Genomic DNA, 12,569 nt, shown 5'->3' on the forward strand with positions numbered 1-12,569 from the left:
AAAGTTTTATAATTTAACCTTACTTTAGTTGGATTAACTTTATAAAGCTTTGAAAATGAAGAATATTACATCAAAATTTGACAAAGTCCTAAACAATTCTCCAACCTACGGAAATGTTAATCATGAACCCGATTCAAGTACAGAAACGCAGTTAAACACCCCAGAAAAATCAATGCCGTTTTCAGATCAGATTGGAAATTACCAGCGTAACATTGGTATTCCTCTCAAATCGTATGAAAACAGCAAAATTTATATTGTAGGAAGCGGTATTGCCGGAATGGCAGCTGCTTATTACTTCATTCGCGATGGAAGAATTCCCGCTAAAAACATCACTTTTTTAGAACAGCTTCATATTGACGGAGGTTCCCTCGACGGAGCAGGAAATCCGAAAGAAGGCTATATTATTCGAGGCGGACGAGAAATGGATATGACTTATGAGAACCTATGGGATATTTTTCAGGATATTCCAGCTCTAGAAATGCCACCTCCTTACACGGTTTTAGACGAATATCGATTAATCAACGATAATGATTCCAATTACTCTAAAGCGCGATTAATTCATAAAAATGGAGAAATAAAAGACTTCAGCAAATTTGGTTTAAACAAAAAAGATCAGCTGGCAATCGTTAAACTTTTATTGAAAAGAAAAGACGAGTTAGACGATTTGACTATCGAAGATTATTTTAGCGAAACTTTTCTCGAAAGCAATTTCTGGACTTTTTGGCGCACCATGTTTGCTTTTGAAAACTGGCACAGTTTATTAGAGCTTAAATTATATATGCATCGCTTTCTTCACGCGATTGACGGATTAAACGATCTTTCTTCTTTAGTTTTTCCAAAATACAATCAATACGATACCTTTATTACACCGCTTCGAAAATTCCTTGAAGAAAAAGGTGTGAACATTAAATTTCATACTTTAATCAAAGATCTAGTTATTCAAAGTAATACTGAAGGTAAATTGGTAGAAGGAATTATTACTGAACACGAAGGAAAAGAAACCAGACATCCTATTGGCAAAGACGATTTTGTAATTGTAACCACTGGTTCTATGACCGAAGATACTTTTTATGGAGATAATAAAACGGCTCCAATTATTAAAATCGATAACTCTACAAGTGGAAAAAGTGCGGGATGGATGCTCTGGAAAAATCTTGCTGCAAAATCTCCTATTTTTGGTAAACCAGAAAAATTCTGTTCCAATATCGAAAAATCATCTTGGGAATCGGTTACGCTTACATGCAGACCTTCTGCTCTTGTAGAAAAATTAAAAGAATACTCGGTAAACGATCCGTATTCTGGAAAAACAGTTACTGGAGGAATTATCACGATCACGGATTCTAATTGGCTAATGAGTTTTACTTGCAACAGACAGCCTCATTTTCCAGATCAGCCAGATGATATTTTAGTCCTTTGGGTTTATGCCTTATTTATGGATAAATCTGGAAATTATATCAAAAAAGTAATGCCCGAATGTACTGGAGATGAAATCTTAACCGAACTATGTTTCCATGTAGGAATTCTAGATAAATTGGATAATGTAGTAGAAAACACGATCGTCCGAACTGCATTTATGCCTTACATCACATCGATGTTTATGCCGAGAGCAAAAGGCGATCGTCCTAGAGTTGTTCCTGAAGGATGCAAAAATCTTGGCTTAATTGGACAATTTGTTGAAACAAATAATGATGTTGTCTTTACTATGGAAAGTTCGATTAGAACGGCTAGAATTGCGGTTTACAAATTATTGAATTTAAATAAACAAGTTCCAGATATTAATCCGTTGCAATATGATATTCGACATTTGCTAAAAGCAGTTAGAACACTGAATGATGGAAAAGCATTTTTAGGAGAAAGCATTCTGCATAAAGTTCTTAAAGGCACTTATTTTGAACATGTTTTGCCACCAATTGAAGAAGATAAAGAGGAACATGAATCTTTTATTGCCGAACAGGTTAATCGATTTAAGGATTGGATTAAAGGCATAAAAGATTAAATAATTCATTTAAACGATCAAATAATATTCCGTTAGGAATATTTGGTCGGTAAAAAAATATGATATTGTTTTGAAATGTGTCCTGTAGGGACACCTGATTTTTACCGAAAAAAATATGGTCAAATAATTAAACGTAATCTAAATTTCTACCAACAAAACGTTCCTACGGAACGTAAATACACGGTTAAATTCTAATTCTACCGATGAGACATTCCTACGGAATGAAATTAGAAAAGAATTGGAATAAAATTGAAATTCTATTCAAATAGAAATTGAAATACAATCGAAATCGAAACAAAACCTAAATAAAACTGTTTTTAAAATCAAAAACCCAGTAAAACTAAATTTACTGGGTTTTCTTGTTTAACTCTAAATTGTAATCAGAAAATAAACATTATTGTTCATCGTTATTCATGGCAGACATCAATAAGGTGTAAGCATTTTTTACGATTATTTTTGAAGAAGTAGAAATAGCATCAGAAATAATCTGATTATAACCTTCATTTTTAACTCCAGACTTTACTTCTACCATTTGAAACTGATTATTTCCAAGTTCTGTAAACACATAAAATTTACCTTCCCAACGCACTACAGCATCTTCTGGAACTGTTAATGCTTTTTGGTTTTCAATTTCAACTTCTGCATTCACAAACAAGCCAGGCAAAAGTGCCGGATTGTATGTATTCACTTTACAGATGATTTCAGCTGCACGATCACCGTTTAGACTTTGATTGATAAAAGCAATTTTTGCTGCGTATTTTTTAGTATCAGATGCATTTGCATAAACCATCACACTTTGGCCTATAGAGAGCGACGCAACATCTTTTTCGAATGCATTTAAAGTTAAAACAATGTCTTTTTTATCGATTAATTCAAAAAGCATATCAGTCGGATTTACATATTTTCCGATATTGACATTTACTTTAGAAACCAAACCATTAATAGGCGAAACTACTTTTATGGTTTTACTTATATTATTTACGTTTAATGTTTTAGCATTAATTCCTAATAAGTTTAATTTTTGTTCCAAAGAAGACATTGTGATACGTTGCGTACGCATTTCAGTTGTAATCTGTTCCAAAACCTTATCACTTGCAGCCTTGTTTAGATTAAGTTCCTTTTGTCTTTTGTGTTCGTTTTGCGCCAGTTCAAACTTTTCCTTGGCCATAAGATAATCTTGCTGCAATTCAATAAACTGCATGTCTTCTAAAACAGCCAAAACCTGTCCTTTCTGCACATTCATTCCTGCGATTAAATTGGTGCTTTTTACATAACCTCCCAGCGGAATGCTAATACTTATCACGCTTTTTGGCGGAACAGCTACTGTTCCTTGCAATTTCAAAATCTCCTTCACATTTTTCAAAGTCGGATTACCGCTTACTAATCCCGCATTTTTAACCTGTTCAGGGCTTAATTTAATGATATTAATGCTTTTAGTTTCAGCATCTTTATTTTCTTCCGTTTTCTTATTTCCGCAGGACAATAGAAATATAGCGCCTATAAACGCTGCAATATATTTTTTCATTTTAAATGTTATTTAGATTTTGAAGAGTTACAACTGCTTTATTATAAGCATTGAGCGCATCTAGATATTCGCTTTTGATTGTAATAGCTTGATTTACTACTAAAACCCATTGCAGATAATCAATATCACCATTTTGCAGCTGACTACTTGAAGCTTCAATAATAGTTTGAGCATTCTTTAAACCTTCTTTTTCGTAGTATTCTAAACTTTCCTGATATTTTTTCACTTCTCTATCAGCGTTTTCCAGATTGGTTTTCATCTCAATTTTAGCTGCTTCAGAAAGCTCGACGTAACTCTCATATTCTGCTTTTGCTGCACGCTTTCGTTCTGTCTGACTTGTAAAGAAAATCGGGATTGAAAGCCCAGCATTGATATAATTAAATCTTTGTGAACTATCGTAATAAACTTCCTGACCTGAAGCATTGGTTTGAGCACCAATAATGCTTAAATTATTATAACCTAAAGTAATTTCTGGAAGCAGTTTTGCACTTTCTGTTTTCCATCTCCACTTTGCAGATTCCGATTCAAATTGTGAACGCTGAACAGCTGGAAGATTCTCTGCTTTTAAATTTTCAACTAATGACGGTTTCAAAACTGCTTTTACTTTTTCTCTTTTCGGGGCGTAGGCAACTTTATCCTGAAGAACAGAATTAAACAGATTTAAAGCAATTTCAAGATCTCGGTTTACCATTACCAATTGATTGCTATAAAATTGTCTGGCAGACTGCGAAGCACTTTTTTCTAAAACATTGGCTTCACCAGCTTTAAATCGTAAATCTGATTTTTTCTCCATAATTCTATAAATTGAATCGGCATAAACCAAAAGTTCTTTTTTGCTTTCGAGCCATAAATAATCATAATAGCTGTTACGAACTCTGGTTTTAATTTCCTGAGAAGTTAGCTGCACTTCGGCTTTAGCTTTATTAAAATCGGCTTGTAATGCTTTTTTCTGATTGCTGTAAACAGTAGGAAAAGCAAAAGTCTGACTGATTCCAAAACGAGTATCTTTCTGCGCACTATTAAATTGGCCATAATCGGCATCTATTTGTGTTTGCGGAAGATTATAAGCCGTTTTCTGCAAATGGCTTTTTGACTGTTCGTTTAGTTTAGCCGATTTAATTGTTCTGTTATTCTGAATCGCAATTGAAATTGATTCGTCTAACGAAATTGGTAATTGCTGTGCATTTGCCATATTACCAATAAAAAGAATGCCTAATAAAATGGTTAGATTATTCATTTGTTTTTTTCTCTTTTTCGTAAAAACTTTAGCGTGATACGTCATTAAATAAATGGCTGGAAGGACAAACAATGTTAAAAGAGTTGCTGTGACCAATCCGCCGATTACAACAGTTGCTAGCGGACGTTGCACTTCTGCTCCTGCTCCGTTGCTTAAAGCCATTGGCAAAAATCCTAAAGAAGCTACAGCCGCTGTCATTAAGACCGGACGCAATCTGTTTTTGGTTCCTAATAGAATAATATCAAATGGATCTGTGATTTCACCATGTTTTTGAATTCGGTTGAATTCTGATATCAAAACGATTCCGTTTAATACGGCTACTCCAAAAAGCGCAATAAATCCGACACCTGCAGAAATACTAAAAGGCATATCTCTCATAACTAATGCAAAGACACCTCCAATTGCAGATAACGGAATTGCGGTAAAAATGATAATTCCTTCTTTGAACGATCTGAAAGCAAAATACAACAAAGCAAAAATCATTAATAAAGCAGCTGGAACTGCAACTCCCAATCTTGCTTTTGCTTGCTGTAAATTCTCAAAAGCACCACCATACGTAATATAATAACCTGGATCAAATTTGATCTGCTGATTCACTTTTTGCTGCAATTCTTCCACAATTGACTGTACGTCTCTACCTCGAACATTAAATCCGACGATGATTCTTCGTTTTGCATTTTCTCTCTGAATCTGATTTGGGCCTTCGACTTCATCTACTTTTGCTACTTGATAAAGCGGAATCTGCATTCCAGAAGGAGTTGCAATTAGAAGATTACGCACGTCTTCGATGCCTTTTCTTCCGTTATCTTCCACACGAATCACCATATCAAAACGTTTTTCACCTTCATAAATACTTCCAGCAACAGCACCTGCAAAAGCGGCATTAATTGTTGCATTTACATCTGCAACACGTAAACTATATTTTGCCATTTCTGCCCAATTGTAATCAATTACGATTTGAGGCATTCCGGTTACTTTTTCTACATATAAATCGGCTGCGCCTTCAACAGTTTTGCTAATAGCCCCAAGTTTTTCGGCATATTCTGAAAGTTTCTGAAGATCTTCTCCGTAAATTTTACAAACCAAATCCTGCTTAGCTCCAGTCATTAATTCATTAAAACGCATCTGAACCGGAAACTGAAATCCTGTTGTCACTCCAGGTGCAATTCGCTTAACGGTTTTAGTCATTTTATCAGCCAATTCTGGAAACGAAGAAGCGCTTGTCCATTCTGACTTGTCTTTTAAAACAATAATCATATCTCCTCCTTCAATAGGCATTGGATCGGTTGGAATCTCGGCGCTTCCAATTCGCGAAACCACCTGTTGCACTTCTGGAAATTCTTTCTTTAATTCTTTAGAAATTTTCGTGATAGTTTCTGTTGTCGTAGAAAGATTAGTTCCTAAAAGCAGACGAGTTTCTACAGCAAAATCTCCTTCTTCCAATTGTGGAATAAACTCTCCTCCCATTCTTCCGAATAATAAAACTGCAATTCCGAAAAGCACAAATGCTCCGATAACAATTGCTTTCCTGATGTCTAAAGCTTTGGTCAGCCATCCTTCATATGCTATTTCTAATCTTTCCATAATACGATCTGAAAGATTCTTTTTATGGCTGATTTTTTTACTTAAAAACAAAGCGCTAACCATTGGCACATAAGTCAATGACAGAATAAAAGCTCCCAAAATGGCAAAAGCAACAGTTTGTGCCATTGGCTTAAACATTTTTCCTTCAATTCCTTGCAAAGAAAGAATCGGCAAGTAAACAATCAGGATAATAATTTGTCCAAAAACCGCCGCGTTCATCATACGAGCAGCAGATCCAGTTACTTCTTTATCCATTTCATCCTGAGAAATATTCGAAACCGACTGGTATTTTTTAGAACTATGAAGATGATGCAGAATGGCTTCTACAATAATAACGGCTCCATCTACAATTAATCCGAAGTCTAAGGCTCCAAGACTCATTAAGTTTCCGCTTACGCCAAAAGTATTCATCATTATAATGGCAAAAAGCATCGCTAGCGGAATAACCGAAGCTACGATAAAACCTGCTCTAAGATTTCCGAGGAATAAAACCAGAATCAGAACAACTATTAAAGCGCCTTCAATTAAATTTTTCTCAACTGTTCCGATGGCATTATCCACCATTTTAGTTCGATCTAAGAAAGGCTCAATTTTTAAACCTTCAGGAAGGATTTTTTCAATTTGAGCAATTTTATCTTTTACATTGACAATAACATTATTGGCATTTTCTCCCTTTAACATCATCACAATTCCGCCAACAGATTCTCCGTATTCGTCTGTAGTTAAAGCACCGTAACGAATAGCCGACGAAATTTTGACATTCGCCACATCTTTTACCAAAATTGGCAGTCCGCCTTGAGTACTTTTAACTACAATATTCTCAATATCTTCAATGCTTTTAGCTAAACCTGTACTTCTAATATAAGAAACCGTTGGCCCTTTCTCGATATAAGCTCCACCTGTGTTTTCATTGCTATTATTTAAAGCGGTAAAAACATCACTAATCGTTAAGTTCTGTGCTTTCAATCTAGCTGGATTTACAGCAATTTCATACTGTTTAAGTTTTCCTCCAAAAGTTGAAACATCGGCAATTCCTGCAGTTCCTAAAAGCTGTCTTCTAATAGTCCAATCCTGAATTGTTCTTAAATCTTCTAGCGAATATTTTTCCTCGTAACCTGGTTTTGGTTTTAAAACATATTGGTATATTTCACCTAAACCAGTTGTAACTGGCGCCATTTCGGGTCTGTTGGCATTTCGATCAATTTCTACCTGCTGGAGTCTTTCTGCAATTTGCTGTCTGGCCCAATACACATCGGCATCGTCTTCAAAAACAACACTTACTAATGAAAGTCCAAAGCGAGAAATACTTCTGCTCTCTTTAAGATGAGGAATATTACTGATGGCCTGTTCTATTGGGAAAGTAATTAATCTTTCGACGTCTTCGGCTCCTAATGATGGCGCTGTGGTAATAATTTGTACCTGATTGTTTGTGATGTCTGGTACAGCATCAATTGGTAATTGGGTAACCTCGTACACACCATAGATAATCCACAGCAATGTAAAGATTCCAATTGCCAGTTTGTTCTTAACTGAGAACTGAATTACTTTATTAAGCATAAATGTATTAATTAGAAAATAATAAATGAGCCACCAAAACAATACGTTTCAGTCGCTTCAATAAAAATTTTAAAAAATACTTATGCTACCGGAGGTCTGAATAAGGAAAGTAAATTTGGATCTGAATGAAGATCAGATCTATAAGTTGGTATTTTTAACTGTGGTAATTCTGGATTGAAAGGAATTGGAAGCAAATCTTTGTCGTCTAAAATAAAAACAAAGTGAAACGAACTGCTGCTTATGGTTTTAAAAGGCAACTGCATGTCGCGATCGCCGTCGTTGTCTTTGAGATCTTCTCCCCAATAATGCATCGATAAAAAGTCTACAAAACTTAAGTCCATCAGTTTTTTGTGCTCTCCATAATGCTGAATCAATATTGGCAGTTTATAAAACTGCTGTACAAAACTGCTGTTTGAAGCTATTAGAAAAATGAATATGTAGACAATTTGTTTTCGCACAAGGCAAATTTAACCCAAATTATATAATTTTTCACTATGAAAAATAGTTATAATATATCTTTTAACAATTTAGACTTATTGAGACAACCCTTCTAAATGCTGAAAAACTGGAATTAAAGCTTTTCCTTTTTCTGTCAAATTATATTCGATATGGAGCGGTTTTAGTTTAATTGTAGTTTTTTCCAAAAGCCCTTCCTCTTCCAGCTCCTTTAAAGCTGTAGATAATGATTGTTTATTGGAACCCTGAATCTGACGCAGTAAATTATTAAAACGCAAAGGTGCTTCTACAGCCAGACGGAAAATTTCGGCTTTCCATTTTCCAGATAACATTTTTAAAAGTCTTTGTGCCGGACAAGTTTCTGTTTCTTCCATAATGATTGTGGGTAGTCAAAAAAAATTGACTTATTGTTTTGGAAAGTTTTTTAATTAAAATTTGTTGTAATTCTAAAGTAAAAATATAAAATGAAAGCCAAGAAACCAAGCGAAATGAGTATTGAAGAGCTGTTAAAAATGCAGAAAACAATTCAGTCGACAATTAAGATATTGATTGTGATTGCCATCATAGTTCTATTTCTGATTGTATTATTATTTCTAAAAAAAGGATTTCTCATTTTAATACTATTTCCTTTTTTGGTGGCTTTTATTATGATTACCCACTCTAATTCTCTTAAAGAAATTGAACAAGAAATTACTTCTAGAGATTTGGAATAAAATTTACTGCTCAATATTCAGTTATAGTTTTTTAATTTTAATTTTTCTTAACTGAAAGTCATTCAAAAAAAATTAAATTTGGGCTCCCAAATAAGCCCTTAAATTATGATTATTCAAAAAAGAACCTTTTATTTTTTCTCTTTATTTTTACTTCTTTTCTTCTCGCAGTTTAATTATGCGCAAGAGCAAAAAACAATCAAAAAAGAAAGTCGCGGAAGACTTTTTAATGACACTACAGCTACAGACAGCGATTACTTAATGGCAATCGAAAAAGCCGGAGAAGTATTAGAATCTGCCTATAATGATATTGATTTTGCTGGAGATACGCGCCATCTTTTTGGCGATATGAAACGTACAGAAAGCAAATTGGATTTAATTTTAGCCAGTTTAAAAGGAGCGAATCCTAATGTACGCAATCAGCAGATGTATCGTGTTGTATTGCAGGAAATTCAGCAGGAATTAGAAGAACAGAATAAAGCAATCAATGCCAAAAATCTCGATCTAGAAAATATTAAAAAACGTGTAATTGATCTTCGCAAAGACAAAACTTTAATTACGCTGTTAAAGGATACTATTCGTCGTAAACAATTTCAAAAAGAGTTCGGAAACCTTAGAAAGAGATATGTTGCCACTGATAGTTTGATGACTAAAAACCAGACTACTTTAAACAATAAAAAAAGGTTAACGGTTCAACGCAAAATTTCAGTTTCTAATGCTTTGACAACTGTTGAAGGCAAACTGGAAAAATCTGGAATCAGTATTTTTAAGAAAGAATATCCTTCTCTATGGCAGATTAATGACACCGCTTCTAAGAAAAGGGTTACTCACAACATTAAAGCAAAAATTATAATCGAAGAAAATGTTGCTGCCTACTATCTAAGCTATAAAGCTGGCGGACTTATTACGTTATGTTTCTTTATGGGACTTTTATTTTGGTACATTTCTCGAAACATCAAATTCCTTAAAACAAATGGTTATTCTGAAAATCTTCTGCTTTTAAACTTCAAATATTTAAATCGTGGAGTTTTACTTCCGGTATTAGTAATCGCTTTGAATATTGCTGTTGTAACCAATTTGTATGCTCCTGCTTTATTCTTAGAATTGATTCAGCTTTTCCTTTTAGGCGTTTTAATTTTTCTTTTCAAAAATCAATGGTCTGGTGTTGCCATGAGAAATTGGCTTTATCTTTTAGGATTATTCTTCGCACTTTGCTTCCTAGATTTGTTTATTACAATTGGATTATTGCAGCGTTTTGCATTTGTTGCCATTAATGTTTTAGGAATTCGTTATGGTTTTGTTCAGATAAAAACACTTAAAGAAGAGCTTTATATAAAAGGCTTTTTTAAATGGGCAAGTATCATTTTTATCGGGTTAAATATTTTATCAATTCTTTACAATTTATTTGGAAGAGTCTCTCTTTCTAATATGCTAACCATTACGGCTTTTATATCACTTACTCAAATCGTTGCTTTAAGTGTCCTTTTGAAGATTATTCTGGAAATTATTCTGCTTCAAATTTACACTACTAGAGTAAAAAGAGGAATTGAAAAAATGTTTGATTATGAAAGTTTATCAGATACTTTAAAAAAACCTTTTATTATTGTTATTAGCTATATGTGGCTGATTGTGATTGCGTCAAATTTGAATATTTGGGAATCGCTTCGTGCTTCTCTGACTAAGCTGTTAAGTCATCCAAATACAATAGGAAGCATTACATTTACTCTTGGCAATATTGTTTTATTCTTTATTATTATTTGGGCAGCACATTTACTTCAAAAGTATGTTGCGTATTTCTTTGGTGAAATTGACGATGAAAATGAAGAAAACATCAATAAAAGACAGCATTCAAAATTGCTTATCACAAGATTGGTTGTTCTTATAAGCGGGTATCTGCTTGCTGTCGCAGCTTCTGGAATGCCTTTAGACAAATTGAGTATTCTTCTTGGTGCTTTAGGTGTTGGTGTCGGACTTGGGCTTCAGAACGTTGTAAACAATTTTGTATCGGGAATTATCCTGATTTTTGATAAACCTATTCAGGTTGGTGATGTCGTAGAAATTAGTTCCGAATCTGGCCGAATCAAATCGATGGGACTTCGTACAACTAAAATCAATGCTCCAAACGGTGCCGAAATTATAATCCCGAATGGTAACTTATTATCGCAAAATATCACGAACTGGACGTATACGGACAATTTTAAATTGGTTGAAATTACTGTTGAAATCAACGGAGAAACAATTCCAGAGGAAATTAATGCAATCGTAAACGAAACGCTTGCTAATCTTCCATTAGTAAACAATTCAAAACCATCACAAATATATTATAGTTCAATTTCTGACGGGAAATATAAACTTTTAATCAAATTTTGGTGCAGTATATACAGGACTGAAGAAACGATAAGTTCAGCAAGACAAGAGCTTTATATCAGTTTTAAAAACAAGGGTTTAACTTTTTCCAGTTAATCAAAACCAAGCTAAATACAAAAAGAACTGCCTTTTATAAGGCAGTTCTTTTTGTATATAAACTGGTCTATTATGTATTATAAGCATTTTTCATGCAAGATTTTATTAAATAGTTATGTTTGAAATATCTGAGACAGAATTAATCTTGTGATATTATAAGATAAATTCTAAAAAACCATTGAGATATTTTTCTGATTTTCAGTGAAAGATTAAAAAATGGGTATTTTCACCTATTTTAAAAGTGCCTGCAGAACCTTACTTTTGTCTTATTACACTTGGCCTATTCCTTTCTTTATAAAAAATCAAACATCAATTGATTAAAGAAATTAAAAACTAACTTTTTGCGAATAATCATTTTTTAACATTCTAATATTAGGTCGGAATAAAAAATCTATTTGCAATTAACACTAATATTTACTTATGAAAAAAAACTACTTTCTAACTTTTGTGCTATTATTTTTTACGAGTTTTCTATTTGCTCAAGTAGATGAATACACAGGAGAAATTCGTCTTTTTGCTGGCAATTATGCACCTGCTGGCTGGGCATTTTGTGATGGTCGCACATTACCAATAAGCCAATACCCCACTCTGTATTCTATCATTGGCATAAGTTATGGCGGTGACGGAAAAAATACGTTTAATCTTCCAGATTTACGAAGCCGAGTTCCTATTGGTGCTGGACAGTCAGACAGCGGATCGCTTTACGTTGTAGGGCAAACAGGTGGCCAAGAATTAATAACTATTTTACCTAATGAGATGCCTTATCATACTCATTCTGCATCAATTACTGTTAGTAACGAAAATGCTTCTACAACCGTTCCCTCTTCGAGCTCAAGCATTGCAGTTTCAGGAATAAATTCGGGTAGAACTTTTGTTGCCAATTCAGGATATAGTTCTGGTGCAGGCAATATAGATATTCAAACTATTACTACTACTCCCACAGGTTCAGGAAATGCGGTTAAGCTATCAAGACCAGCTCTTGGACTAAACTATATCATTTCCTTGAATGCTACTTATCCTCCACGTCCATAAATTTAAACA

The 12,569-nt window shown here is 33.9% G+C and carries 8 protein-coding genes; 4 read left to right on the top strand and 4 right to left on the bottom strand.

Annotation, left to right across the window (positions count from 1 at the left end):
- Positions 1–55 precede the first annotated feature (55 nt).
- Entirely contained in the window at positions 56–1,996 is a 1,941-nt protein-coding gene (locus AAYQ05_RS17160) for an oleate hydratase (RefSeq protein ID WP_343544613.1), read from the top strand.
- 394 nt (positions 1,997–2,390) lie between these two features.
- On the opposite strand, the gene AAYQ05_RS17165 is transcribed toward AAYQ05_RS17160, so the two are convergent.
- The 4 genes from AAYQ05_RS17165 to AAYQ05_RS17180 all read right to left on the bottom strand — a co-directional run bounded on the left by AAYQ05_RS17165 (position 2,391) and on the right by AAYQ05_RS17180 (position 8,729).
- The gene (locus AAYQ05_RS17165) at positions 2,391–3,521 is read right to left on the bottom strand and encodes an efflux RND transporter periplasmic adaptor subunit (protein WP_343544615.1); all 1,131 of its coding nucleotides are present in this window, start codon (positions 3,519–3,521) and stop codon (positions 2,391–2,393) included.
- A 1-nt stretch (position 3,522) separates the two neighbouring features.
- Entirely contained in the window at positions 3,523–7,899 is a 4,377-nt protein-coding gene (locus AAYQ05_RS17170; protein WP_343544616.1) for a CusA/CzcA family heavy metal efflux RND transporter, read from the bottom strand.
- An 80-nt stretch (positions 7,900–7,979) separates the two neighbouring features.
- Positions 7,980–8,357 (bottom strand): hypothetical protein, encoded by a 378-nt coding sequence (locus AAYQ05_RS17175; protein ID WP_343544617.1) that lies wholly within the window; start codon positions 8,355–8,357, stop codon positions 7,980–7,982.
- Between the two features lie 75 nt (positions 8,358–8,432).
- Entirely contained in the window at positions 8,433–8,729 is a 297-nt protein-coding gene (locus AAYQ05_RS17180) for a winged helix-turn-helix transcriptional regulator (RefSeq protein ID WP_281632757.1), read from the bottom strand.
- A gap of 90 nt (positions 8,730–8,819) precedes the next feature.
- Here AAYQ05_RS17180 and AAYQ05_RS17185 point away from each other — a divergent pair, with 90 nt between their 5' ends.
- The 3 genes from AAYQ05_RS17185 (at position 8,820) to AAYQ05_RS17195 (ending at position 12,560) form a co-directional block, all read left to right on the top strand.
- A complete protein-coding gene (locus AAYQ05_RS17185; RefSeq protein WP_281632758.1) occupies positions 8,820–9,068 on the top strand; it encodes a hypothetical protein in 249 nt (82 codons plus the stop codon).
- Between the two features lie 105 nt (positions 9,069–9,173).
- On the top strand, positions 9,174–11,528 hold the full coding sequence (locus tag AAYQ05_RS17190) for a mechanosensitive ion channel family protein (protein ID WP_343544618.1): 2,355 nt from the start codon (positions 9,174–9,176) through the stop codon (positions 11,526–11,528).
- A gap of 420 nt (positions 11,529–11,948) precedes the next feature.
- Positions 11,949–12,560 carry a phage tail protein gene (locus tag AAYQ05_RS17195; RefSeq protein ID WP_343544619.1) on the top strand — a complete coding sequence of 204 codons (612 nt, stop codon included), beginning with the start codon at positions 11,949–11,951 and terminating at the stop codon, positions 12,558–12,560.
- Positions 12,561–12,569 lie beyond the last annotated feature (9 nt).

The sequence above is a fragment of the Flavobacterium movens genome (genome assembly GCF_039581425.1).
GTDB classification, from domain to species: Bacteria; Bacteroidota; Bacteroidia; order Flavobacteriales; family Flavobacteriaceae; genus Flavobacterium; species Flavobacterium luteolum.